Raw genomic sequence first — 24,545 nt, 5'->3', positions numbered from 1 at the left:
CTGAGCGTCGTCACTGGCCGCGAATCAGATCACTGATCAGCCGACGTCCGGGGTGCAGATGATCGACGAGCGCTCGCGGCAGCGGCAGCGGCTCACCGTGAATGCGCGAGGCGACCAGCTCGGCGCAGAGCGGGGCGCTCACCATGCCCCGCGAGCCGTGCGCCGCGCTGATCCAGAGCCCCGGATAGTGCGCGCCCGGCGTCGTGAAACGTCGACGAGCATCCTTGCCGAGATCGCCGTAGTCCGCGCGCCAGCGCGCCGCGATCGGCACCGGTCCGGCGTAGGGCGTCTTGTCCGGACTTGCCGCGCGGACCGATGCCCGCCCCGTGAGGCGTCCGGGATCGATCTCCCCCAGCGCCGGGGCGGTGCGCGAGAGCTCGGTCAGATTGCGCCGGTGATCCGTGTCGCGAACCGTCGTATCCGCGTCGTTGGGGTGAAACGTCGCCCCGAAAGTGAGCCTGCCATTGCGCGGCGGTAGCACGTATCCCTCGGCGCAGAGGACGCGTTCGAGCGCCGGCAGCGCGTCGTCTTCGAGCATCGACACCTGGCCGCGGATCGACTGCAGCGGAATCCCCTCGAGCCAGGCGGTACTCGCCGCGCCGGCAGCGAATACCACCTGATCGACGATAAGCGGGCCGTCGTCGAGCGAGTCGTTGTCGAAAACGAGCTGCCATCCTGCCTCGGTCTCGCGAAGTGTTTTCAGCGCGGCCTGGCGCAGCGTGGCGCCCGATCGCGCGATGAGACGCCGGCAGAGCGCGGCGGGATCGACCCAGCCGGCATCGGCGTAGTGCAGCGCGTCCATCCGTTGCGCAAGCCCCGAAAGCGCCGTCGCCCGTTCGGCGGGGCAGGCGTCGACGAGGTTCGCGGGCAGGCCGTAGTGATCCAGGAATCGGCGCTGGCGGCGCTGTTCGCGTTCGTCGGAGGCGAGCGCCAGCAGTCCGCAGTCGGACCAGAGCGTGCGCTCGGGATCGAGCGTCGCCAGCAGGCGATGAGCGTGCTGCAGCGCGGCGAGATAGAAAAGGCTCTGCCGGTTGGGCTCGGCAGCGAGCTTGACGTAGAGCGCGGCCTGCGGATTGCCGGAGGCGCCGCCGGCGATACCGCCGGGGTCGACCAGCGTGACCCGACTGCCTCGCCGGGTCAGGGCCTCGGCAACGCTGGCACCGGCGATGCCGGCACCGATCACCGCGACGTGCTCGGCGGAACGAAGCGGCGGTGGCGAGAACCATGGCGTGTCGCGGCGAGCGTCATCCGCGGGTTGTGTCGCGAGCTCGCCGCAGAGCATCTCACGCTTGCGACCGAACCCCGGCACCTTGCGCCAGCGAAAGCCGGCGTCCGCCAAGCCGCGCCGCACGAAGCCGGCACAGGTGAAGGTGGCGAAGGTGGTCTCTCCGTGGCTTGCCGCCGCCATCGCGCGAAAGAGTCCTGCGTGCCACATGTCCGGGTTCTTGGCGGGCGCGAAGCCGTCCAGAAACCAGGCATCCACCTGGCCGTCGAGCGCGGCGAGAGATTCGGCGGCGTCACCGATGTGCAGATCCAGCGTGACCCGCGCGTCGAGTCGCAGCCGATGGATGCCGGCGACGGCGTGCGGCCACTGGGCGATGAGCGTTTGTGCGCGCGCGGCGAGGTCCGGCCAGCTCTGCCAGATGCGGGCGAGCGAATCGCGGCCCATCGGATGTTTCTCGGTCGAGATCAGGTGCAGGCGCGCGCTGGCCGGCGCGTGACGATCAAAACACTCCCAGGCGAGCAGCATGTTGAGACCGCTGCCGAAGCCCGTCTCGCCGACGACGAAGGCGCGAGACGACGGCCAGGCGGCCAGGCGCTCGGCCAGTCGATTGTGGGCGAGAAAGACGAAACGGCTCTCTTCGCGGCCATCCTCGCGGGAGAAGTAGACATCGTCGTAGCGTGCAGAGAAGGGCGCTTCGCGATCCGCCGCGTCGCGTCGCCACTCGAGCTCGGCGGGTTCGATACGCAAGGCCGAGGCGGCATCACCGGGAGCGGTGGAGGAAGAAGGGGAGTCGGACATGCAGCGGCGTCTCGCAAGGGTTCAAAAATTGATCAATCGGCGCCAGTCGGCGCGATATCGGCGGCTCGACGAGACGTCCGCGGGATCTCAACAGCGTTATCCACAGCCACTGTGTAAAACCTCGAAGGGTGACCGGCACGCCGGGCGGCGTGCCGGCCGACGGTCACGGCAGGACGTGCTTGAACGGCTTGACGACGACGTCGGCGTAGACGCCGGCGGCCACGTAGGGGTCGGCGTCGGCCCACGCCTTCGCGGCCTCGAGGGAGTCGAACTCGGCGACGACCAGGCTGCCGGTGAAGCCGGCTTCGCCGGGATCACTGCTGTCGGTGGCCGGCAGGGGCCCGGCGAGTACCAGACGCGCTTCGTCGCGCAGGCGTTCGAGTCTCGCCAGGTGCTCGGGGCGGGCCGACTGGCGCTTGGCGAGACTGTCGTCGACGTCCTGGCTCATGATGGCGTACAGCATCAGCGTTTCTCCTCGGTGGGTGAACGGGAAATATGCCGGGCCAGGAACAGCGCCTGACCCACCACGAACAATAGCGTCAGCCCCAGCATGCCGAACAGCTTGAAGTCGACCCAGGTGGCTTCGCTGTAGTGGGTGAAGACGTAGACGTTGAGCGCGGCCATGGCAAAGAAGAAGGCGACCCAGGCGAGATTCAGCCGGCGCCAGGCAGCGGCGGGGAGCGTGACCGCCTTGCCCATCATGCGCTGGGTGAGGGTGAGTCCGCCGAACAGCGGCGACAGCAGAAAGGCGACACCGAAGGCGGCGTTGACCACGGTCGGCTTCCACTGGATGAAGGCCGGGTCGTGGAAGGCCACGGTCGCCCCCGCCGAGGCGAGGACGATGATCGACGTCACCAGCAGCGTCTTCTCGATGCGCCGCTGGCGCCACCAGGTGATGGCGAGCTGAGCGAGCGTCGCTGGTATCAGCACGAGCGTCGCGGCGATGATGTCGCCGGTGAAGTGATAGACCGCGAAGAAAATCGCGATCGGGAGAAAGTCGAACAGCAGCTTCATTGGCACGGCGCTCTGGAGGAACTTGCGAGAGGCGGGGGTGGTGTCGACGGGGTGTCGATTGACCGGGTCTGCCGCGACCCTCACCATGAGCGGCCTATTCTGACAAAGACGCCATGCGGCGTCATGCGCATGCCCATCGAAACCTCGCTCGACCCCGCCGCTTGCGGCGACGACCGCTCACGCCCGCCGCTCGCCGACACGCTCGACGCCGCGACCGGCGTGGATCTGCACATGCACTCTCGCGCCTCCGACGGTGCCCTGACGCCGACCGAACTGGTGGATCTGTGTCATGCCCGCGGCATTCGCCACATGGCGTTGAGCGATCACGACACCCTCGACGGGGTCGCCGAGGCGCAGGCTCGCGCCGCGACCCTCGGGCTCGGCTTGATGCCGGCGGCGGAACTCTCGTGTCAGTGGCGGGGGCAGGGAGTCCATATCGTGGCGCTGCTGCCGGCCGGCGCCTCGGACGGTTTCCAGGCGGGACTCGACGTGCTGACGAATGCCCGTGAGGCGCGCAGCCGGGAGATCGCCCACCGTCTGGAGAAGATCGGGCTCGACGACGGCCTGGCACGTGCGCGTCACGAAGCGGGAAGCGAGCGCCCGCTGGGCCGACCCGATTTCGCCGCGGCGCTGGTGACCGCCGGGCTGGTGCCGGATCGGGCAGCGGCGTTCAAGCGCTATCTGGGCGCCGGCAAGCGGGGCGACGTCAAGATGCACTGGCCGACGCTCGAGACCGTGGTCGGCTGGATTCGCGAAAGCGGCGGCGTCGCCGTCATCGCGCACCCGCTGCGCTACGGCATGACCCGGCGCAAGCGCGATCTGCTGATCGAAGCCTTCATCGCCGCTGGCGGCGAGGCGGCGGAACTCGTCAGCGGCTACCAGAACCCGGGGTCCACCTTCGATCTGGCGCGTCAGCTCCACCACCACGGCCTCTACGGGTCGCTCGGCAGCGACTTCCACTATCCCGGTGGCGCACTGGCGCCCGGTACCGTCAGCCCGGCGCCGCGATCCCACGTCGTGCCGGTGTGGCGGCATCCGGCACTGGCCGAATTCGCCGCGGGCGCGAGCAGCCCATCTGTTACGCTCTGAAGAAGGACGGCGCCAGTCGATCGACGCCGCGCCGCCCATCGACGAGCGAACGTCTCGCTTCAGGAGGCCAACATGACACAGTTTTTCCAGATTCACGCCCAGAACCCGCAGAAGCGGCTGATCGATCAGGCGATCACGATCCTGCAGAAGGGGGGCGTCGTCGCCTATCCCACCGACTCCGGCTATGCGCTGGGTTGTCGTCTCGGCGAAAAGAAGGCCGTGGAGAAGATCAAGTGGCTGCGCGAGCTCGACGATCGCCACAACTTCACCCTCGTCTGCTCGGATCTCTCCGAGATCGGCACCTACGCCAAGGTCGACAACAGCGTCTTTCGCCTGCTGAAGTCGCATACGCCGGGGGCGTACACCTTCATTCTCAACGCCACCAACGAAGTGCCCCGGCTGCTGCTGCACCCCAAACGCCGCTCGATCGGCGTGCGCGTGCCGGATCACAACATCACCCATGCGCTGCTGGATGCCCTCGGCGAGCCGCTGATGAGCGTGACGCTGATTCCGGTCGGGGAGGCGCTGCCGATGACCGACGCCGAAGAGATTCGTGATCGCTACGGTGCGCATCTGGATCTGATCATCGATGGCGGCGCCTGCCACCTCGAACCCACCACCGTGGTCGATCTGCGCGAGACGCCGCCGACCATCGTTCGCGAGGGCCGAGGCGATACCGCCCCGTTTCTCTGAACCGTCTTCCCGGCGGCGGTGCGACTGCGCTGCCGCTTGCCTGCCGCACGGTGCCCAGGCCGTGCGGGGTTCGCTCTCGCCGCCCGCGGCGCGAATCGGCTCCCACCGCCCTTTGCTCCTCCTTCGTTAGCCGGTCGACCCGCTCTCTTTCGAATCACCCGCTGTCGCGCTGTTGTCATCGGTATCGTCCTCGGCGGCCTTTTCGGCCTCCGGCGCCTGCGGATCGGCCGTCTCCTCGTCGAGCCAGGTGCCGCAGAAGCGGCAGTACTTGGCGTCCTGTTCGTGACCTTCATGACCGCACCCGGGGCAGGCCTCTTCGGAATAGCGATCCTCGCGGATCGAGCGAATCACTTCGGCGGAGAAGACGCCGGTGGGCACGGCAAGGATCGAGTAGCCGAGGATCATCATCAGCGCGGAGATGAACTGACCCACCGGGGTAATGGGCGCGATATCGCCGTAGCCCACGGTGGTCAGCGTGACGATTGCCCAGTACATCGAGCGCGGCATGCTGGTGAAGCCGGCTTCCGCCGGCTCGATCATGTAGATCAGCGCGCCGAAAATGGTGATGATCAGCAGTACCGTGATCAGAAACAGCAGCACCTTGCGCTGACTGCGTCTGAGCGCCTGTATGAGAAGCCGACCCTCGCCGACGAACTCCATCAGTCGCAGCACGCGAAAGACCCGCAGCACCCTGAGTACGCGCAGCACCAGCAGCGACTGGGCGCCCGGCAGGATGAGCCCCAGCCAGGTCGGCAGAATCGCGAGCAGATCGAGAACGCCGTAGAAGCTCTTGAGGTAGCGCATCGGACGTTCAAGACAGTAGAGGCGCAGCGCCAGTTCGAGGGTGAAGGCGAGCGTGAAGCACCACTCTGCGAGGTAGAACCATTCCCCATAGCGCGCGTGCAGGTGGGGTACGCTGTCGATGAAGACGACGATCACGCTCAGCAGGATCAGGCTAATCAGCGCGATGTCGAAGCCCTTGGCGAGCGGGGTGTCCGACTCGAAGATGACTTGAAAGACCTTTTTACGAAAACCTGATTCCCCGGATTGCATGGCTGGCTCAACTCGCTGGCTGTGTCGATTGTGAACGGGGGGGACGATCGCACGCAGGCAGTCGAGCGCTAAACTTCTGGCGGTCCTCGCCGATGATTCTGGAACAGATCGCCGTATCGATCCGCATCCAGTCGATGGCGTCGCACGTAGAAACGGGCAGGGTCGAGGGAACGATGTTTCCAGGCCGAACGAGCCGCAAGTCGACGAATCGTCCGGCGTCAGTCAACGAGATTCCTGCGCATGAGACAACGTGTCACGCGTGACTGTTAAAAGGTAAGTGCCATGATCGGACAGATCCAGCGCGTACTGATCGACCGCACCGAAGCGGACTATGGCGAGGATGCGGTGGCGAGCACCGCAAAGCAAGCCGGTATGGCCCCGTGCGGCCATCGGACCGGTACCGACGCTTCGAGCGCGGCCTCCCGGCCGCCGACAACTTCGCTTGGTCGCCGCGACACCGGTCGTCGTCGCGGCACCCAGCAACTCACCGGACCCTCCCCATGCGCCTGAATGACAGCGAGAGCCGCAGCGAGCGCGAGCGTCATCTGATCGACCAGATCGACGTCATCAGTGCCCAGCTCCGGCAGGCGGCGGACGGCACTTTCGACTTCCACGTTCAGGTCGACAGCGAGGAGACCGCGATCCAGAAACTGGCACAGCTCAACAACTCTCTACTCGAGACCGCCAGGCGCACGCTGAGCGATCTCGGCGATTCGCATCGCCAGCTCGAGGCTCGCGTGGTCGAGCGCACGCAGCGCCTCGATCTGGTGCTGACGGCGACCAGCGACGGCATCTGGGAGTGGGATCTGGAAAGCGGCATGGTGACGCTCTCCGCCCGCTGGTCGAGCATGCTGGGGCTGGCACGGCCGGAAGCCTCGAAGCCGATCGACGACTGGCTGTCGTTGATCCACACGGAGGATCGCGAGGCCGTCGAGCGAGCGCTCTATCGTCATCTCGATGGCCTGAGCGTTAGCGTCAACGTCGAATATCGCATTCGCGATGCCCGCGGCACCTGGCGAATGATGCTCTGTCGCGGCCTGTGTCAGCGCGACGAGCAGGGCCGAGCCGTACGCATGGCCGGCACGCAGACCGATACCACCGAGCAGCGCCTGAGCGATCCGCTGACCGGCTTGCCCAATGGCGACTACCTGAACCTGCTGTTGAACGAGTGTCTGACGGCGTCGCCTCGGCGGGCGATGTCACTGGTAAAGTTCCAGCTGCTCAACGTGGTGTCGCTGTTCGACGGTGTGGCAGTGGAAGGCGCCGTGAAAGCGCTGCGCTCGCTGGTCCAGCGCCTGCGCCGACAGCTGCCGCCTCACGTCAAGCTGATAGCGCTCCCCGAGCACACGTTCGCGATCATCTTCGAAACCGCGGAGGTGCTGGCCCTCGAAGGACTGCTGGAACCGCTCGAGACGCTGCTGGCCCAGCCAGTGGAGATCGAGGGCCAGCTGGTCTGGCTTTCGCACATCAGTGGCGTGGCGATCCTCAATCCCCAGGAGTCGATCACCGTCGACGAGTGGCGCCATCAGGCTCGCCTGGCGCTGGCCAGCGCCCGGTCGTCGGATACCGGTGCCCGGCGCTATTACAGCGAGGCGCTGCGTCAGTGGGAGCGGGCCAACAGCCGGGCGGAGCAGATCATTCGTGGCGCCCTGGCGACTCGCGGCGTGCGCTGCTTTCTACAGCCGATCATCGAGGCCTCGAGCGGACGGGTGCAGGGCGTCGAGGCGTTGATGCGCCTGCAGGATCCCATCGACGGGCTGGTGGCGCCGGCGGCGTTCATCGAGGTTGCCGAGCGTACCGGGCTGATCACTCCGCTCTGGGAAATGCTGATGGACCAGGCGCTCAAACTGCTCAAGGATCCGGCGGCGGCCGAGCGATTCGGCAACGATTTCCTGCTCAGCGTGAACCTCTCGACGCGTCAGCTGCTCGACCCGGCGCTGATCGAGTCGATCGTGGATCGCTGCGAGCGCGAGGGAGTGGCGCATCATCGCCTGCAGATCGAAGTCACGGAGACCGCCGTTCTGAGTGAGCCGGCCAAGGCGCTGCGCATTCTCGAACGGCTGAGGGCGGCGGGGGTACGCGTCGCGCTCGACGACTTCGGAAGCGGCTACTCGTCGCTCGCGCAGCTCACCTCGATGCCGCTGGATACGGTCAAGATCGACCGGGAGCTAGTGCTCGGGGTCACCGAGTCACCGCGCAAGCGTCACGTGCTCGCAGCGGTGGTGGCGCTCTGTCAGCGTCTCGAATACGACGTGGTGGTCGAGGGCGTCGAGGATCGCGAGACGCTCGACCTGCTCTGCGAGTGGCAGGCCGGCGACATTCAGGGCTACTACTACGCTCGGCCGATGGCTTTCGCCGAGCTCATCAAGACCTTCATGCCGCCGTCGCCGCACCCGCCTTCGCAACCGTCCGGTGGCGTTTTGCGCCCGCCGTCGGCGAGTGCCCCAGCACGCTAGTCTCTCGTCACGCCTGGTGTAGGAATCCTCGATCACCCTCGGTGTGCGCCATCATTCCGCCGATCGATAGAGCGCCAGCCAGGCGCTCGCCTGCCAGGGAATTCGACCCGCGGCGAGCGCCTCGGCGATCGCGTCGAGCGCCGCGCTCGCTGCATCGCTGGTTGCGTACCGGTCGACACGCCGGACGCCGCGAATGGCAGCAAGGCGCTCGACGGCGGCCTCCCGCCAGCGCGGCTCGCCGCTATCCTGCCAGGCGTCCACGGCATCGATGACGTCATCCAGCGTCGGGTCGGGCAAGGGCGCCGGTGCCGCCCAGCCTCGACGCAGTGCCGCCGCCCGACTCGCCTTGCTGTGATTGGCGGGCCGGGCGGCAAGCGGTGTCTCGCCGCTACCCAGGGCGTGCGTCAGTTGCCAGAGCGCCGCCGGCTGGCCGGATTTCAATTCCAGCTCGAGCTCCTGAATCGTCAGCCGGCGATCGTCGACAGCGATCGTGCCGCGGTCGAGTGCGATCTCGATTTCGGCTTTCGTCGCGGGGTCGTGGTAGTGCCAGAGGTCGCGGGTGAAGTCGGTCGAAAACACCGGTGCGAGGCGGTCGAGATCGATACCCGCCAGTGCCGGCAGGTCGAGCTCGCGCAGCCCGGCGACGTCGAGGCCGGCCGCGTTGCACTCGCGGTCGTCGAGCGACCACTCCCATTCGCCCCGGCTGGAGAGCCCGCCCTGGCTCGCGGCGGCGGTCTTGAGGGTCTGCAGACGCTGCGTGCCGTTCTGGCGGATTCGCAGGGCGACCCTTGCGGACTCGAGTTCGCCCTCGGGCGTGTCGTAGTAGCGGTTGCCGAGGGTGAGCCGTTCGCGTCGGCAGTCGAGCAGGGCAGGGTGGGCCTCGAGCACGGCCGGCGCGTCGGCATCGAGGGCCAGTTTGAGTTCGATCTCTTGGCTCATGGAAACTCCTGGAGGAACGGGCGTGCGTTGGCGACGGCGCTGTACGGCGGGCGCCGGCGCCAACATGAATTTTTCATGACGGGCTAGGGTCCAGTCATTATACTGGCGCCGCCACTTTCAACGCATTCGGGCCACGTCATGGTGAGTACCAATCCGTTCTCTGCACTGTTTGGACGTTCTCCTTTCCAGCCGCTGCTGGCGCATATCGTCAAGACCAGCGAGTGCGCGGCCGAGCTTCTGCCGTTCTTCGACGCTGCGCTCGGCGGCGACTGGGAGGCGGCGCGGCGACACCGGGAAACGATCACCCAGCTCGAGCACGATGCCGACGAGCTCAAGACGCAGCTGCGCCTGAACCTGCCCAACACCATGTTTCTGCCGGTATCGCGCTCGGATCTTCTCGAGCTGATCAGCGTGCAGGACAAGATCGCCAACAAGGCCCGCGACATCACCGGCATCATGCTCGGGCGCACCATGAACATTCCCGAGTCGCTGGCCGAGCCGATGCGGGACTACCTGCGCACCGCGGTGGCGACGGTGGATCAGGCACGCAAGGCACTGGAAGAGCTCGAAGACCTGCTGGAGTCCGGTTTCGGTCGCAACGTCTCCGATGTGATGCAAACCCTGATTCGCGAACTCCACGATCTCGAACACCAGGCCGACGAGCAGCAGATCGCCATCCGGCGCCAGCTCTTCCAGCTCGAGTCCGAGCTGCCCCCGGTCGATGTCATCTTTCTCTACAAGATCATCGAGTGGGTCGGCGAGCTTTCCGATCGCGCCGAGCGCGTCGGCAGCCGCCTGCAGATCCTCACGGCCCGCTGAACCGCGGGCCGCTCTTCGTTACGCCGCAAGATCTTACGCCTTCGTCACGCCACTTTAGCGAAATCAGCCTATGTCCATCATTGCGCAATACGGTGATGTCTTCATCATCCTCGCCTGTGCCTTCGGCTTCTTCATGGCCTGGGGAGTCGGGGCCAACGACGTCGCCAACGCCATGGGGACCTCCGTGGGGTCCAAGGCGATCACGATCAAGCAGGCGATCATCATTGCGGTGATCTTCGAATTCCTCGGTGCCTGGCTTGCCGGCGGCGAGGTGACCGAGACCATTCGCAAGGGGATCATCGATCCCGAGCTCTTGCAGAGCAATCCGGAGCTTCTGGTCTACGGCATGCTCGCCTCGCTGCTGGCGGCCGGTTCCTGGCTGATGGTCGCTTCGCTCAAGGGCTGGCCGGTCTCCACCACGCACTCCATCGTCGGCGCGATCGTCGGCTTCGCCATCGCCGGGCTCGGCGTGGGCTCGGTGCACTGGGGAGCAGTGGGCACGATCGCGCTGAGCTGGGTGACCTCACCGCTGATCGCCGGGGTCTTCGCCTATGTGCTGTTCCGCTCGGTGCAGGTGCTGATCTTCGACAGCCCCGATCCTTTCGCCGCTGCCAAGCGCTACGTGCCGGGCTACATCTTTCTCGTCGGCTTCATCGTCTCGATGGTGACGCTGGTCAAGGGTCTCTCCCACGTGGGCCTGCATCTGAGCTTCGGCGAGAGTTTGCTGCTGGCGGTGGCGTTCGGCGTCGTCATCATGATGATGGGGCTGCTGCTCGAGAACCGCATCAACCGTGGCGATCGCCGGTCGCGCAGCAACTACGACTTCTCGAGCGTCGAGCGGATCTTCGGCGTGCTGATGATGTTCACCGCCTGCGCCATGGCCTTCGCCCACGGCTCCAACGACGTGGCCAACGCGGTGGGCCCGCTGGCGGCGGTGATCAGCGTGGTGGAGAGCGCCGGCAGTGTCGGCGGCTCCGCGTCGATGCCGTGGTGGGTACTGGTGCTCGGTGGCGGCGGCATCGTCGTGGGTCTCGTGACCTATGGCCACAAGGTGATCGCGACGGTCGGCACCGGTATCACCGAGCTGACGCCGAGCCGCGGCTTCGCCGCTACGCTGTCGGCGGCCTCGACGGTGGTGTTCGCCTCGGGCACGGGGCTGCCGATCTCCACGACGCACACGCTGGTCGGCGCGGTGCTCGGCGTGGGGCTCGCCCGCGGTATGGCAGCACTCAATCTGCGGGTGTTGGGCTCGATCGTGCTTTCGTGGCTGGTGACGCTGCCCGCCGGCGCGCTGCTCTCCATTGCTTTCTTCTTCATGCTCAAGGGCATGTTCAGCTAGTCTTCTCGCCCCGGCGGCTGTCGCGCAGTACGTGACACAGTCGCCGGACTGGGGCGCGACGCTGCCCCGCGCGACACTCTGGTTCAGCGACGCTCTGGTATAGTGATGGCCCCACTCAGCCATGCACCTGCCGGAGCGTCACTGCATTGGACTCGCGCTTTCCCTTCGTCGACTGGTTCCGTAACTCCTCGCCCTACATCAATGCCCACCGCGGCAAGACGTTCGTCATCCTGATCGAAGGCGAGGCGATGGCCTCGTCCCGTGCGGATCAGCTGCTGCAGGACATGGCGCTGCTGCATACCCTCGGCGTGCGGCTGGTGGTGGTCTACGGCATTCGTCCGCAAGTGAGTGCTGCGCTTGAGGCCGACGGCGTCATGCCGCATCGTCTCGACGGCCGCTGGGTGGCGACCCGCGAGATCATGGACCACGTCGAGCGGATCGCTGCCCGCCAACGCCTCGATCTCGAGGCCAAGCTGTCGCTGGGACTGCCCAACACGCCGCTGCACGGCATCGAGCTCACCGCCGTCTCGGGCAACCTGGTCACCGCCAAACCGCTCGGCGTGCGTGCCGGGGTCGACTTCGACCACAGCGGCGAGGTTCGCCGGGTGCGGGCACCGGCCATTCAGACGTTGCTCGACGGCGGCAATCTGGTGCTGCTGCCGCCGCTCGGCTATTCGCGTACCGGCGAAGTCTTCGATCTCGACGCCTCCGAGATCGCCCAGCACGTGGCAATTTCGCTGGGGGCGGACAAGCTCGTGCTGATGGGCGATTCCGCCGGGCTGCTCGACGATGACGGGCAGCTCCAGCGCCAGCTCTCGCCGAGCGAGGCAGAGACGCTCAGAGCCCAGGCGGAGGCGGGCAGCGAGCAGTGGCGGCATCTCGGTGCCGCCTGCGAGGCGGCGCGCCACGGTGTCGAGCGCACGCACCTGCTCTCCTGGCACGATCACGACGCGCTGCTCGGCGAGCTTTTCACCCGCGACGGCGTGGGCACCATGATCACCCAGAATCGCTACGAGCAGCTGCGCCAGGCAGTGCTCGACGACGTCGGCGGGCTGTTGGCGCTGCTTCAGCCGCTGGAGCGCAGCGGCATGCTGGTTTCGCGCACCCGGGAGCGGCTCGAGCACGATATCGACGACTACATCGTGATCGAGCGTGACGGCATGGTCATCGGCTGTGCCGCGCTGCACCGCTATGCCGACAGCGCCATGGGCGAACTCGCCTGCCTCGCCGTGCATGACGATTACCGCCGTGGCACGCGGGGCGAAACCCTTCTCGCGGAGATCGAACGCCGCGCCCGCCGCGGCGGACTGACGCGGCTCTTCGCGCTCACGACGCACACCACGCACTGGTTCTTCGAGCGCGGCTTTGGCGCAGGCGAACTCGATGCGCTGCCCGCGCTCAAGCGGGAAGCGTACAACCAGGCCAGGCGCTCCAAGATCCTGGTGAAAACCCTCTAGAGAACCTCGTTTGGCTGTTTCGAATGCAGTCCGTTTGACCACGCTAAGCGGAATTGTTGCATTTTTAATACAGTCTAAGTCGTTGTCATGAAAGGCATTTCCAGTACGGGCGTAAGAAGGTGTCAGTCATCGGCGACACTTCGACGCGTGTTCGCCAGCGCTATTCCCATCCTTGGCATGAAAATGCTGGCGGCGCTGGTTTTCTGTCTCTATAAACTGCTGAAATCGATAGATATTTACTTTTCTGGCACGACGTTGGCTATAAGATTCATCGAAAGCAGACGGGGCCATGGTCCCAGTGACGCTTGCCGAGACTCAGGGTTTCGAGAGCGTGACAGTCTGCGCTTCACGCGATAGGCGACTTAGGTTGCGATGAGACGGGTGTGGCCCTCTGGGCATGGAGATACACCGTAGGGCATGGATGCTCTGGCATGGATGCCTTCCCTCGACCGATTCGCCGTCATCGTAACGTTTCGATGGTTGGCGGTATCGAGTCCAGAGACGAATCGAAACCGGGCGGGGGCAGCCAGCTGACCCCGCCCGGCAGGAACCGAGGCAGGCGAGCGATCGCCACAAGCGAAGACGGCCCCTGATTGGCAGACGTCGACGCTTGGCTTCGGGGGCCTTCGGGCCCGATGGAACGCCTTCGAACAGCTGATTCAGGCAGTTTTTCAAGGGCGTTTTGACTGACCCTTCAGTTCCCTGCGTACCTTGGGCCGGCTCTGCCGGCCCATTTTTTTGCCTGATCGTCAGCGAAAATGGGCTCGGTGATTAAATGTTATTCTTGCGGATCGACCCATGAGCCCCATCGGCTTTCTGCCCAGAGTCATTGTCATGTCCACCGAGCTCTCCCGACGCTGGCGCCCGCGCTCGTTGATGCAACTGGTAATGCTGGCCTTCGCCGTCGTCATGCTGCCGATCGCCGTGCTGATGTTTCAGGCCGGCGAGGCGCTGTCCGAACTCTCGGCGCTGGCCAATCAGAGCGCCCGCCAGGCCGTGGAAGAGACGCGCCGTGCCCGCATGCTGAGTTCGCTGGCGCTGCAGATGGAGCGCAGCGCGCGTCAGTACGCCGTCATCGAAGAGCCGGGGCTTCGCGATATCTACGAGGCCAAATCGACCCAGTTCGGCAAGCTGCTCGCCCAGCACGAAGCGCTGATGGGCGACGACCCGGACTACCGGTCGCTGGTCTCGCGTTACCGGTCGCTCGAGAATCTGCCGGTCATGCCGACGGAGGCGATGGCGCCGTTTCTCGATCGTTTCACGACGTTCGGCGCCAAGGCCGATGCCGTGCGCGACCAGACCAACGATCTGATCGACGCGCGGATCAACGCCATCCGTGAGCGGGCCGACACCGTGCGGGCCCAGCTCTGGATGCAGACCGCCGCCCTGGTGTCGGCGAGCCTGATGCTGATGCTCTTCTTTACCTGGCTGATCACTCGGCCGATTCGCCAGCTGGAGCGACGCATCTTCACCCTGGGGGGGAGCGAGCGGGGCGAACCCGTGGGGCGTATTCAGGGGCCCGCCGAGCTGGTGTATCTCGGCGAGCGGCTTGACTGGCTCGCCAATCGGCTCAACGAACTGGAAGCGCAGAAGCGCGAATTCCTGCGCCACATGTCTCACGAGCTCAAGACGCCGCTGGCGAGCATCCGCGAAGGAACGGCGCTGCTGTCGGATCGCATCGCCGGCGATCTCAATGGCCGGCAGGACGAGATTCTCGGCCTGATCGACGACAACGGTCAGAAGCTGCAGACCTTGATCGAGCAGCTGCTCGACTACAACCTGCTGCAGAGCGCACAGCGCATGAGCGTGTCGCAGTTCGATTTCGCCGCCGTGGTGCAGGAGGTTCTGGCCGATCATCGCCTGGCGCTCGACAACAAGGGCATGGCGGTCGTAAGCCCGCATCAGCCCTGCCAGTGGCAGGCGGATCGCGAGCGTACCGCGCGGATCATCGACAACCTCATCTCCAACGCGATTGCCTACGGCGATGACAGCGGCAGGCTGATCGTGCGTCTGGCGCCTTGCCGAGACCAGGTCTCGCTGGATGTCGCGAACAGCGGCGAGGCCATCGCGCAGCACGATCGCGAACATCTGTTCAAGCCGTTCTACCAGGGCAGCGCGCGCCGCAAGGGGCCGCTGAAAGGCTCCGGTATCGGCCTCTCGGTTGCCGCCGATTGCGCCCGGCTGCAGGGGGGCGATCTCGCCCTGGTCGACGACGCCGAGCTGCCCGTGTGCTTTCGGCTGACGCTGCCCTGGGTAGAGGCACCAAGCTCGCCCCATCGACGCCAACATCATGAGGGCGCCGAGTCGATTACCCTCGAACGAGACGACATACACAGCACAGGGTTTGGGTAATGCAATGAAAGGGATAACGAGAGCGGCGCTGACCCTCGCGATAGTGGCGGCGATCACCGGCTGTCAATCGCTGCCCGATCTGAACCCGCCGCGGGGCTGCGGCGAGATTCCCCGTTTCGCCGACAACGTCTGTCTGCTGGATTCCTGGGTCGCCTTCGGCCTCGAGTCCCAGCGCGGCGACACGATGTGGCGCCGGACGCATCTTCGCGCCCTCGAGGGAGATCAGCCCGAGCGCAAGGCGGCGCGTGCCGTCGTGCTCGCCGAGGGCGGTCCTGCCCAGTGGGCGCAGGCGTCCGAGCTCTACAAGGCGAGTATCGAGTCCGCGCCGCCTCGGCTGCAGCCGCTGCTGCGCCAGTGGCTCAACGCGCTGGAAGCGCGGCGCCGGCTTCAGCGCCAGACCCCTTCGGCGCCGCCGGCGACAGCAACGGCCAACGACGACCGCGCCCAGGCGCTGGCGCGCGAGAATCAGCAGCTCAAAGACGAGCTCCAGGCGGTATCGGACAAGCTCGAAGCGCTGACCGATATCGAACGAACGATCAACGCACGTGAATGAACGATCAACGCACGCGAGTGAACGATCGACGCGTACGTCAACGTAACCGCCATCCCGTCGCCGCAGAGGCCGAGTGGCCCTGGCGGTCGATGCGAGGCGCCAGCTACGGCGCCCGGGCGCTGCCCGACGATGGCTAGAGGGACCGAAACGATGTCACCGAATACGCCAACTTCTCATACACCAACTTCTCACACGCCAACGTCTCGCCGAGCGGTCAGAACGCCGGCGATGCAGCCGGGCCAGTCCGTCGGGGCGGCGCACATTCTGCTGGTCGACGACGACACCAGCCTGCTCAAGCTGCTCGGCATGCGCCTCGAGAGTCGCGGATTCCAGGTCACCACCGCGGAGAGCGGGCGCGAGGCGCTCAACCTCATGGTCGACAGCGTGCCGGATCTCGTGCTCTCGGATCTGCGCATGGACGAAATGGACGGCCTGACGCTGTTCCATGAGCTGCAGCGCCGGGCGCCGGGGCTGCCGGTGATCATTCTTACCGCTCACGGGTCGATCCCCGAAGCGGTGAGCGCGACACGTCAGGGCGTGTTCAGTTTTCTGACCAAGCCGATCGATCGCGACGAACTCTTCGATGCCATCGACGAGGCGCTGGCACAGGCGCCGAGCCCGCGGGGCGAGGGCGGCGAACTGTGGCGCTCCAAGATCATCACCCGCAGCCCGCAGATGGAGCGGATTCTCGAGCAGGCCTACATGGTCGCCGCCTCCGACGTCAGCGTGCTGGTGACCGGCCCGAGCGGTACCGGCAAGGAGCTGCTGGCCAACGCCATGCACCAGGCGAGCCCCCGTGCCGACAAGCCGTTCGTGGCGATCAACTGCGGCGCGCTGCCGGAGCAGCTGCTGGAGAGCGAGCTGTTCGGTCACGCCCGCGGTGCCTTCACCGGCGCGATCAACCAGCACGACGGGCTCTTTCTCGCCGCCGACGGCGGCACGCTGTTTCTCGACGAGATCGGCGACATGCCGCTGACGCTGCAGGTGAAACTGCTGCGCGCCCTGCAGGAGCGTCAGATCCGCCCACTCGGCAGCACGCAATCCGTGCCCATCGACGTGCGCATCATCTCCGCGACCCATCGCGATCTCGACCGCGCCATGCACGAGGGCGACTTCCGCGAGGATCTCTACTACCGCCTCAACGTGGTCAACCTGCGCCTGCCGCCGCTGAAGGAGCGCGCCGAGGACGTCCCGCTGCTCGCCAAGCACATGGTGTCGCAGGTCGCCGCCCGGCATAAGCCGTTCGTGAAGGGCTTCTCGCCGGACGCGCTCAATCTGCTCGCCGCCAGCGCCTGGCCGGGTAACGTGCGCCAGCTGGTCAACGTGGTGGAGCAGTGCGTGGCGCTGACCAGCACGCCGATGATTCCGGAGGCGCTGGTCTCTCAGGCACTGGTCGCCGAGGAGAACGCGCTGCCGTCGTTCAGCGAGGCGCGAGCCGGGTTCGAGCGCAGCTATCTGGTCAAGGTGCTCAAGATCACCGAGGGCAACGTGACCCAGGCCGCGCGCATCGCCGGACGCAACCGCACCGACTTTTACAAGCTGCTGTCGCGCCACGACCTCGACCCCAGCACCTTCAAGCCCGGGGCCGCCGTGAACTTGCTCTGATTCAGGGGCGTTGCCAACGAGGTTTGGTGCCGCCCGGCGAGCGCGATGTGAAAGTGGGCATCGTGTGAAAGCGAACCCGGTGTGAAAGCGCACACGGTATGAAAGCCAAAAGCCCCCGTCGGTCTTCACCGGCGGGGGCTTTCGTGTGTCAACGGTCACGGCGTCAGCGTTCTAGCGTCTAGCGCTTCAGGCGACGCTTCACCTCGAGCTTGAGTCGCCCGTCGCCGAGGCGGGCGGTGAGCGTCTGGCCGGGGTGGGTCTGACTGGCGGCACGAATCACCTGACCGCCGTCATCCTGAACGATGGCATAGCCGCGGCCGAGCACCGCCAGCGGGCTGACGGCATTGAGTTCCCGCGCGCTGGCTTCCAGCCGCTGGCGCGCCTGCTGCAGCTGGCGACGCTGGGCGGCCTCGAGCCGCGTTTGGAGATCGGCCACCTGCGCCCGGGTGCGGGCGAGCGTGCGCGCCGGATCGTGGCGAGTGAAACGCTGCTCGACAGTACTCAAACGCTGGCGCTCGCCGGCCAGCCTGCGCTGCATCGCGCCGATCAGGCGCTGCTCCAGTGTCTCGAGGTGCCGGCGCTGCTGGGCGAGACGCTCGCCGGGATGGCGCAGCCGGGCACGCAGGTGATCGAGCCGCTGCGACTCGGCGTTGGCCCGCGCCTGCCACGCTCGCGTCAGCCGTGCGCGGACCTGCTCGAGGCTCGCGGTGAGGTCGCGGCGGTCCGGCACCAGCCGTTCCGCCGCCGCCGACGGCGTCGGCGCGCGCACGTCGGCGGCGAACTCCGCCAGGGTGTGGTCCACCTCGTGGCCGATGGCAGCCATCACTGGCAGCGCCGAGCGGAAGATCGCCCGCGCCAGATGCTCGTCGTTGAAGGCCCACAGGTCTTCAAGGCTACCCCCGCCGCGGGTGATGAGAATGGCGTCGAACGGGTCGCTGTCCACTCTTTCCGGCTCGGCTCCCGTGGCGTCGTTTCCCGCCGAATCGTTCCGCGCCTGTCGATTGACCAGCGCCAGCGCGCGAATCAGCGCCGGCGGCGCCTCCCGGCCCTGCACCGGCACCGGGAAGACGCTCACGCGAACCATCGGCCAGCGCGCCCGCAGCACCGCGAGCACGTCGCGAATCGCCGCGCCGGTGGGGGAGGTGATCAGCGCCAGGTGTCGCGGCGGGTAGGGCAGGGGGCGTGCGTTGGCGAAGGCCCCCTCGGCCTGTAGCGTCTGCTTCAGCCGCTCGTAGGCCGCCATCAGCTCGCCTTCGCCGCTCGGCTGCACCGCCTCGACGATCAGCTGATAGTCGCCCCGCGGCTCGAAGATCGAGACGCGGCCGCGCACCTTGATGTGGTCGCCATCCTTCAGCGGCGTGCGCGACAGCCCCGCACGGTTGCGGAAGAAAGCGCACTTCAGCTGCGCCTTGGCGTCTTTCAGCGAAAAGTAGATATGGCCGGAGGCGGGGCGCGCCAGTCCCGAGATTTCACCCTCGACCCAGCAGTCGCCGAAGCCGCGCTCCAGCATCTGGCGGGCCTGACGGTTGAGGTCGCTGACGGAGATCGCCTGGGGCGTGGGGGCGGGCATGGGAGGTCTCGAGACGGTCACGAAAGGGTGGCAGCGTAACATGCGCGCTGGCTTCGGCGTTGAGCGGGTGTCGCCAAATGTCTATAATGCGCGATTAACTTTTCGCACCACCCGCCGAGCCGTATCCCGCCTAACCGGCTTCCCGCGGATGCTGCCACCGGTCCCTCACCACCTGCCAGATTGGGTTTCCGACCATGCTACGTATAGCGCAAGAAGCTCTTACGTTCGACGACGTATTACTCGTACCCCGCTACTCGGATGTCCTGCCCAGAGACGTCGACCTGAGATCCCGCCTGACCCGCAAGCTCACGCTGAACATCCCGCTGCTCTCGTCCGCCATGGACACCGTCACCGAAGCCCGTCTGGCGATCGCCATGGCGCAGGAGGGCGGTATCGGCATCATCCACAAGAGCATGTCGATCAACCAGCAGGCGGCCGAAGTTCGCAAGGTCAAGAAGCACGAGAGCGTCATCGTCAAGGACCCGGTCACCGTCGGGCCCAACGCCAAGCTGCAGGATCTGCTGGAGATGGCCCAGGAATACGGCTACTCCGGCTTCCCGGTCGTCGAGGGCGAAGCGCTGGTGGGCATTGTCACCGGCCGCGACATGCGCTTCCAGCCGGACCACAGCGACAGCGTCGAAGCGATCATGACCCCGCGCGAGAAGCTGGTCACCGTGCTCGAGGGCACCAGCCTCGACGTGATCAAGTCGAAGCTGCAGGAGAACCGCATCGAGAAGATCCTCGTCGTCGACAAGGACTTCCATCTGCGCGGTCTGGTCACCGTGCGTGACATCGAGAAGGCCCGCACCTATCCGATGGCCGCCAAGGATGCCGATGGTCGCCTGCTCGCCGGCGCCGCCGTGGGGACCGGCGCCGAGACGCCGGATCGCATCGCCGCGCTGGTCGAGGCCGGTGTCGACGTGCTCGTCGTCGATACCGCCCACGGTCACTCCAAGGGCGTCATCGACCGCGTGCGCTGGGTGAAGGAGCACTACCCGGAACTGCAGGTGATCGGCGGCAACATCGCCACCGGTGAAGCCGCCGTCGCGCTGGCCGAAGCCGGCGCGGACGCGGTCAAGGTCGGCATCGGCCCCGGCTCCATCTGCACCACCCGCGTCGTCACCGGCGTCGGCGTGCTGCAGATCAGCGCCGTGGCCAACGTCGCCGAAGCGCTCGAGCCGTTCGACATCCCGCTGATCGCCGACGGCGGCATCCGCTACTCCGGGGATATCGCCAAGGCGATCGTCGCCGGGGCCAGCACCGTGATGCTCGGCAGCATGCTCGCCGGCACCGAAGAGTCCCCGGGCGAAGTCGAGCTGTTCCAGGGCCGGACCTACAAGGCCTACCGCGGCATGGGCTCCATGGGCGCGATGTCCCAGACCCAGGGCTCCTCGGATCGCTACTTCCAGAGCAAGGAAGAGGGCGTCGAGAAGCTGGTGCCGGAAGGGATCGAAGGGCGCGTCGCCTACAAGGGCCAGATGAGCGCCATCGTCCACCAGATGATGGGCGGCCTGCGCGCCTCCATGGGCTACACCGGCTGCCACGACATCAACGAGATGCGCACGCTGCCGGAGTTCGTGAAGATCACCGGCGCCGGGATCACCGAGTCCCACGTGCACGACGTGCAGATCACGAAGGAAGCGCCGAACTATCGCGGGGCGTAATGAACCCGCTGCGCTCGCTCGGGCTTTGTTGAACGTCGGCTCGCCTGAGCATCGCTCGAAGGGTTTATTTCCATGGTTGAGTTCATCTTGTATGGGCTCGGCCATGGAATCAGTTTCTAGCCATTTCCGGCTTCATCAGCGGCGCCCAGGCTCCGTCTGAAACGTTGACGAGCGAAGTCCAGGCAAGGCGAAAATTGAAGAAAGAGCGGAGTTTACAAATGTAAATGAGCATCTTGAGACAATTTTCAACGCCGTATGGACAAGCACAGTCACTTTTCAGGCTGAGTCTGCAAGCGCCGCTGCTTGTTTAAGCACTACATCTCAGGGCCCATCCGATGACCGACATCCATTCGCACAAGATCCTGATTCTCGACTTCGGCTCCCAGTACACGCAGCTGATCGCTCGCCGCGTGCGTGAGCTCGGCGTCTACTCCGAAGTGCGCGCCTTCGACATCACCGAAGACGAGATCCGCGAATACAACCCCAACGGCATCATCCTCTCCGGTGGGCCGGAGTCGGTGGCCGAGCTGGACTCCCCGCGCGCGCCGCAGTGCGTGTTCGAGATGGGCCTGCCGGTCTTCGGCATCTGCTACGGCATGCAGGTGATGGCGGAGCAGCTTGGCGGCGCCACCGAAGGCTCCGACAAGCGCGAGTTCGGCTATGCCCAGATCAGCGTGGCGGCGGAAGACGACCTGCTCGGCGGCATCAAGGACCACATCGGCGAGCGCGGCGACGCCCTGCTCGACGTCTGGATGAGCCACGGCGACAAGGTCGCCCGCGTGCCCAAGGCGTTCGAAGTGACCGCTTCCACCCCGAGCTGCCCCATCGCCGCCATGAGCTGGGCGGAGAAGCGCCTCTACGCGGTGCAGTTCCACCCGGAAGTGACCCACACGACCCAGGGCCAGCGGATTCTCGAGCGTTTCGTGCTCGAGATCTGCGGCTGCGAGACGCTCTGGACGCCGGCGAAGATCATCGAAGACCTCGCCGAGCGCGTGCGTGAACAGGTCGGCGACCGCCACGTACTGCTGGGTCTCTCCGGCGGCGTGGACTCCTCTGTCGTCGCCGCGCTGCTGCACAAGGCGATCGGCGATCAGCTCACCTGCGTCTTCGTCGACAACGGCCTGCTGCGCAAGGACGAAGGCGAGCAGGTCATGGACACCTTCGCCCAGCACATGGGCGTGCGCGTCATCCGTGTCGACGCCGAAGACGAGTTCCTCGGCAAGCTGGAAGGGGAGAACGACCCCGAGGCCAAGCGCAAGATCATCGGCAACACCTTCATTGACGTGTTCGACCGCGAAGCCGCCAAAATCGACGGCGTCGACTTCCTCGCCCAGGGCACCATCTACCCGGACGTGATCGAATCCGCCGCCAGCAAGACCGGCAAGGCACACGTGATCAAGTCGCACCACAACGTGGGCGGCCTGCCGGAGACCATGAAGCTCAAGCTGGTCGAACCGCTGCGGGAACTGTTCAAGGACGAAGTGCGCAAGCTCGGCCTCGAACTCGGCCTGCCGTACGACATGGTCTACCGTCACCCCTTCCCGGGGCCGGGCCTCGGCGTGCGCATTCTGGGTGAAGTGAAGAAAGAGTACGCCGACATCCTGCGGGAAGCCGACGCCATCTTCATCGAAGAGCTGCACAACTTCGACTGGTACCACAAGACCAGCCAGGCGTTCGCCGTCTTCCTGCCGGTGAAATCGGTTGGCGTCGTCGGTGACGGCCGCCGCTACGAATGGGTCATCGCCATCCGCGCCGTCGAGACCATCGACTTCATGACCGCCCGCTGGGCGCACCTGCCGTACGAGCTGCTGGAGAAGGTCTCCGGTCGCATCATCAACGAGATCAGCGGCGTATCGCGCGTGACCTACGACGTCAGCAGCAAACCGCCCGCGACGATTGAGTGGGAGTGAAGTTTAAGTTGTAAGAAATTTCTTACAACTATTTGAGATATTAGCCCGCCACCGTGCGGGCTTTTTTGTTGCATAATGCCACAGTTAGGAGAAGAAATCGTTAGCTTGGAAGGGGGGTGAATGGCACGAAACGGAACTTATTATCTGGGAAGGGTGATAAAAACAGGTGCGCTTGAAACTGAGCACATTAAGTCTGCTCTTCGCTCTTCGGAGTCGTTCACTACGTATGGTAGTTCATGGACATTTTTGGATGTTGAAGAACTATCTGATGGGAGTGCGACGTATTTTTTTGGTCGCTTAGTTAAGTACGATCCAGATGCGGAAGTGACTGTGGTAGACCCTGAAGCTAGGCGAGAAGTTCGGCAGCGGGAGCCGAATATGACAATTGCTTCGAGCCCTTTTGTTTACATTCCTGATCATCAGGGATTGGCGTTCCTACATGTGGCTGGACAGATAAGTTATGAGACCTTTATGTCAAGGTGGAGTTCAGTTGTTAATGCATCGCATTTTCAGATATTGTCAAATTGCTCAGTTGAAGCTGTGTCGGATATCGAGTCTTTCACCAAGAAAGTAAAAGCGTTAGATAATATTTACTTTATATCCTCAACTGTCTCGCCGCCTAATCCAATGTTTGGACCTTTATGGGAGAACCTGAAAAATTACTTGGTTAGTAGGAAAACAGATCGTATGAAAATAGAGGAGGATGGGGCGCCAGCTCAACCCATCAATACAGAGTTAGCTCAGCACATGGAGAGAATGCTTGTCGATGAGGAAGCGAGCTCACCTCTATCAGAAACTTTACCGATAGGAGATGCGGCAATTCTAATGGCCGTGGATGGATATGGTAAGGGTGTAATAAGAGGTAAGAGGGGGGATAAAATTGTGACCATAAAAACGTCGGAGACGACTATGAACTTTACTTTTCCTCGTGACCCAGATCCCTTCGGATTATACAAGAAAGCCGCAGGTGTTTTTGAGGAAATAAAAAGCCAACGGCATATGAGGCACTCATGAAACGGGTTCTGGACTGCCTAAAGGTTGTTTTTGTGTCCGGAGAATTTCTGTTTTTTTTGCTAGCTTTTTGGTGGTATGGGGAAAACAGGGAATTTTTTCTAAATCTATGGGGAGCCGTTTCTGGTAAAAAAGAGTCAGGGTATTTTTTCACCGTACTCCCGATCGCAATTTTGATTTCCAGCTACGCTCTAGGCAAGAGAGTTCTGTACCCGAGTAATGATAATGAAAATAAAATTTTATGCGGCTGGGAGTATTATTGGGCATTAGAGTTTAGGGTCTATTGGTCTGTTCTTTTATGCTTGGTGGCATGCGTTACTAGTTTTTGTATTTTTATCGATTTTATTCCAATGTCTAATGCTATAAAAGGTTTTCTCTTTCTATGTTATTTAGCAGTTCCTTTGGTTGTTATAACAACTCTTTTTTTGGCTGAGCTTACGATTAGAAAGATTCTTGCGACCCAGTTATAGCTATTTTTATCATTCTCTTTAGCTCCTTAGATATTTATAATTTGCTGTAATAATTATAATTTAAGGGGGTGGATTGGGTTAATGGTAATTGTCTTTTAAAGATCTTTAGGCGAGTTTTTTTGCCTTTAGCATGTTTTTATGCTTGAGGTGGTTGTTGGTTGCTCTTTTAGAGTAAGGTTTTATGTTTTACCGGTGCCAGTATGATAGGGTGATTATTTTTTGAAATGGGTGTTAGGGTTAATCCTAAATGCAGTTATTCGGAATTTAATCGAGGTGGATTCGCTCTCATCGTGATGGCGAACTAACTGGTCTCGTTTCTTGCTTTATCGGGGTTGACGCAGGTCCCGTGAAAGTTCGATGTCTCCTGACGCAACCCATCGGAGATCGCGCGGAAGACTAACTTGGTGCCACGTTAGGTCGCGGCAGTGGGCACGGACTGCAGTGCAACGACGGAGCCGATGTTCATGATCGGTCCCTTTCCCTACCGCTCAATCACCAGCAGCATGGCGCCGTTGCCCCTCTGCCCCT

General features: G+C 64.2%; 19 protein-coding genes. 13 read left to right on the top strand and 6 right to left on the bottom strand.

The features are described 5' to 3' along the window. Positions 1-10: 10 nt before the first annotated feature. The 3 genes from mnmC to DOM33_RS06215 all read right to left on the bottom strand — a co-directional run bounded on the left by mnmC (position 11) and on the right by DOM33_RS06215 (position 3,037). A complete protein-coding gene (gene mnmC, locus DOM33_RS06225) occupies positions 11-2,023 on the bottom strand; it encodes a bifunctional tRNA (5-methylaminomethyl-2-thiouridine)(34)-methyltransferase MnmC2/FAD-dependent 5-carboxymethylaminomethyl-2-thiouridine(34) oxidoreductase MnmC1 (protein WP_110666798.1) in 2,013 nt (670 codons plus the stop codon). A gap of 163 nt (positions 2,024-2,186) precedes the next feature. After that, positions 2,187-2,486, bottom strand: coding sequence for a YciI family protein (locus DOM33_RS06220; RefSeq protein WP_110666796.1), 300 nt, complete (start codon positions 2,484-2,486; stop codon positions 2,187-2,189). Next, entirely contained in the window at positions 2,486-3,037 is a 552-nt protein-coding gene (locus tag DOM33_RS06215) for a septation protein A (protein ID WP_110666794.1), read from the bottom strand. The genes DOM33_RS06220 and DOM33_RS06215 overlap by 1 nt, the downstream gene beginning before the upstream one ends. 129 nt (positions 3,038-3,166) lie before the next feature. Here DOM33_RS06215 and DOM33_RS06210 point away from each other — a divergent pair, with 129 nt between their 5' ends. Next, positions 3,167-4,126 (top strand): PHP domain-containing protein, encoded by a 960-nt coding sequence (locus DOM33_RS06210; protein ID WP_110667585.1) that lies wholly within the window; start codon positions 3,167-3,169, stop codon positions 4,124-4,126. Positions 4,127-4,198: 72 nt separating this feature from the next. After that, positions 4,199-4,819 carry an L-threonylcarbamoyladenylate synthase gene (locus DOM33_RS06205; RefSeq protein ID WP_110666792.1) on the top strand — a complete coding sequence of 207 codons (621 nt, stop codon included), beginning with the start codon at positions 4,199-4,201 and terminating at the stop codon, positions 4,817-4,819. 126 nt (positions 4,820-4,945) lie between these two features. On the opposite strand, the gene DOM33_RS06200 is transcribed toward DOM33_RS06205, so the two are convergent. After that, positions 4,946-5,872 carry an ion transporter gene (locus DOM33_RS06200; RefSeq protein ID WP_110666790.1) on the bottom strand — a complete coding sequence of 309 codons (927 nt, stop codon included), beginning with the start codon at positions 5,870-5,872 and terminating at the stop codon, positions 4,946-4,948. A 500-nt stretch (positions 5,873-6,372) separates the two neighbouring features. Between DOM33_RS06200 and DOM33_RS06190 the strand changes: the two genes are divergently transcribed. Then, positions 6,373-8,328 carry a GGDEF domain-containing phosphodiesterase gene (locus DOM33_RS06190; RefSeq protein WP_110666787.1) on the top strand — a complete coding sequence of 652 codons (1,956 nt, stop codon included), beginning with the start codon at positions 6,373-6,375 and terminating at the stop codon, positions 8,326-8,328. A gap of 51 nt (positions 8,329-8,379) precedes the next feature. Here DOM33_RS06190 and DOM33_RS06185 read toward each other — a convergent pair whose 3' ends face one another. Next, a complete protein-coding gene (locus tag DOM33_RS06185) occupies positions 8,380-9,267 on the bottom strand; it encodes a CYTH domain-containing protein (RefSeq protein WP_162617917.1) in 888 nt (295 codons plus the stop codon). A gap of 138 nt (positions 9,268-9,405) precedes the next feature. Between DOM33_RS06185 and DOM33_RS06180 the strand changes: the two genes are divergently transcribed. From DOM33_RS06180 to glrR, 6 genes are all read left to right on the top strand, one after another. Continuing rightward, positions 9,406-10,086 (top strand): TIGR00153 family protein, encoded by a 681-nt coding sequence (locus tag DOM33_RS06180; protein WP_110666783.1) that lies wholly within the window; start codon positions 9,406-9,408, stop codon positions 10,084-10,086. A gap of 70 nt (positions 10,087-10,156) precedes the next feature. Then, on the top strand, positions 10,157-11,425 hold the full coding sequence (locus tag DOM33_RS06175) for an inorganic phosphate transporter (RefSeq protein ID WP_110666781.1): 1,269 nt from the start codon (positions 10,157-10,159) through the stop codon (positions 11,423-11,425). 146 nt (positions 11,426-11,571) lie between these two features. Continuing rightward, the gene (gene argA, locus DOM33_RS06170; protein WP_110666779.1) at positions 11,572-12,882 is read left to right on the top strand and encodes an amino-acid N-acetyltransferase; all 1,311 of its coding nucleotides are present in this window, start codon (positions 11,572-11,574) and stop codon (positions 12,880-12,882) included. A gap of 798 nt (positions 12,883-13,680) precedes the next feature. After that, positions 13,681-15,234, top strand: coding sequence for a sensor histidine kinase (locus DOM33_RS06165; RefSeq protein WP_239495274.1), 1,554 nt, complete (start codon positions 13,681-13,683; stop codon positions 15,232-15,234). A 4-nt stretch (positions 15,235-15,238) separates the two neighbouring features. After that, a complete protein-coding gene (locus tag DOM33_RS06160) occupies positions 15,239-15,787 on the top strand; it encodes a hypothetical protein (RefSeq protein WP_110666776.1) in 549 nt (182 codons plus the stop codon). 228 nt (positions 15,788-16,015) lie between these two features. Continuing rightward, entirely contained in the window at positions 16,016-17,392 is a 1,377-nt protein-coding gene (glrR, locus tag DOM33_RS06155; protein ID WP_110666775.1) for a two-component system response regulator GlrR, read from the top strand. A gap of 178 nt (positions 17,393-17,570) precedes the next feature. On the opposite strand, the gene xseA is transcribed toward glrR, so the two are convergent. After that, positions 17,571-18,962: an exodeoxyribonuclease VII large subunit gene (xseA, locus tag DOM33_RS06150; protein ID WP_110666773.1), complete on the bottom strand. Its 1,392-nt coding sequence runs from the start codon at positions 18,960-18,962 to the stop codon at positions 17,571-17,573. A gap of 194 nt (positions 18,963-19,156) precedes the next feature. Here xseA and guaB point away from each other — a divergent pair, with 194 nt between their 5' ends. From guaB to DOM33_RS16155, 4 genes are all read left to right on the top strand, one after another. Next, entirely contained in the window at positions 19,157-20,626 is a 1,470-nt protein-coding gene (guaB, locus tag DOM33_RS06145; protein ID WP_110666771.1) for an IMP dehydrogenase, read from the top strand. A 335-nt stretch (positions 20,627-20,961) separates the two neighbouring features. Then, a complete protein-coding gene (gene guaA / locus DOM33_RS06140; RefSeq protein WP_110666769.1) occupies positions 20,962-22,536 on the top strand; it encodes a glutamine-hydrolyzing GMP synthase in 1,575 nt (524 codons plus the stop codon). A gap of 120 nt (positions 22,537-22,656) precedes the next feature. Then, the gene (locus DOM33_RS06135; protein WP_110666767.1) at positions 22,657-23,550 is read left to right on the top strand and encodes a DUF4747 family protein; all 894 of its coding nucleotides are present in this window, start codon (positions 22,657-22,659) and stop codon (positions 23,548-23,550) included. Continuing rightward, the gene (locus tag DOM33_RS16155) at positions 23,547-24,017 is read left to right on the top strand and encodes a hypothetical protein (protein ID WP_162617916.1); all 471 of its coding nucleotides are present in this window, start codon (positions 23,547-23,549) and stop codon (positions 24,015-24,017) included. The genes DOM33_RS06135 and DOM33_RS16155 overlap by 4 nt, the downstream gene beginning before the upstream one ends. The last annotated feature ends 528 nt before the right edge of the window (positions 24,018-24,545 follow it).

This window comes from Salinicola halophilus, from assembly GCF_003206155.1.
Classification (GTDB): Bacteria; Pseudomonadota; Gammaproteobacteria; order Pseudomonadales; family Halomonadaceae; genus Salinicola; species Salinicola halophilus.
This window is presented reverse-complemented; position numbering and strand designations above follow the sequence as displayed.

Excerpts from the sequence above, each read along its gene's own strand:
- mnmC (WP_110666798.1), bottom strand. The coding sequence starts at position 2,023 with ATGTCCGACTCCCCTTCTTCCTCCACCGCTCCCGGTGATGCCGCCTCG.
- DOM33_RS06220 (WP_110666796.1), bottom strand. The coding sequence starts at position 2,486 with ATGCTGTACGCCATCATGAGCCAGGACGTCGACGACAGTCTCGCCAAG.
- DOM33_RS06215 (WP_110666794.1), bottom strand. The coding sequence starts at position 3,037 with ATGAAGCTGCTGTTCGACTTTCTCCCGATCGCGATTTTCTTCGCGGTC.
- DOM33_RS06210 (WP_110667585.1), top strand. The coding sequence starts at position 3,167 with ATGCCCATCGAAACCTCGCTCGACCCCGCCGCTTGCGGCGACGACCGC.
- DOM33_RS06205 (WP_110666792.1), top strand. The coding sequence starts at position 4,199 with ATGACACAGTTTTTCCAGATTCACGCCCAGAACCCGCAGAAGCGGCTG.
- DOM33_RS06200 (WP_110666790.1), bottom strand. The coding sequence starts at position 5,872 with ATGCAATCCGGGGAATCAGGTTTTCGTAAAAAGGTCTTTCAAGTCATC.
- DOM33_RS06190 (WP_110666787.1), top strand. The coding sequence starts at position 6,373 with ATGCGCCTGAATGACAGCGAGAGCCGCAGCGAGCGCGAGCGTCATCTG.
- DOM33_RS06185 (WP_162617917.1), bottom strand. The coding sequence starts at position 9,267 with ATGAGCCAAGAGATCGAACTCAAACTGGCCCTCGATGCCGACGCGCCG.
- DOM33_RS06180 (WP_110666783.1), top strand. The coding sequence starts at position 9,406 with ATGGTGAGTACCAATCCGTTCTCTGCACTGTTTGGACGTTCTCCTTTC.
- DOM33_RS06175 (WP_110666781.1), top strand. The coding sequence starts at position 10,157 with ATGTCCATCATTGCGCAATACGGTGATGTCTTCATCATCCTCGCCTGT.
- DOM33_RS06165 (WP_239495274.1), top strand. The coding sequence starts at position 13,681 with ATGAGCCCCATCGGCTTTCTGCCCAGAGTCATTGTCATGTCCACCGAG.
- DOM33_RS06160 (WP_110666776.1), top strand. The coding sequence starts at position 15,239 with ATGAAAGGGATAACGAGAGCGGCGCTGACCCTCGCGATAGTGGCGGCG.
- glrR (WP_110666775.1), top strand. The coding sequence starts at position 16,016 with ATGCAGCCGGGCCAGTCCGTCGGGGCGGCGCACATTCTGCTGGTCGAC.
- xseA (WP_110666773.1), bottom strand. The coding sequence starts at position 18,962 with ATGCCCGCCCCCACGCCCCAGGCGATCTCCGTCAGCGACCTCAACCGT.
- guaB (WP_110666771.1), top strand. The coding sequence starts at position 19,157 with ATGCTACGTATAGCGCAAGAAGCTCTTACGTTCGACGACGTATTACTC.
- guaA (WP_110666769.1), top strand. The coding sequence starts at position 20,962 with ATGACCGACATCCATTCGCACAAGATCCTGATTCTCGACTTCGGCTCC.
- DOM33_RS06135 (WP_110666767.1), top strand. The coding sequence starts at position 22,657 with ATGGCACGAAACGGAACTTATTATCTGGGAAGGGTGATAAAAACAGGT.
- DOM33_RS16155 (WP_162617916.1), top strand. The coding sequence starts at position 23,547 with ATGAAACGGGTTCTGGACTGCCTAAAGGTTGTTTTTGTGTCCGGAGAA.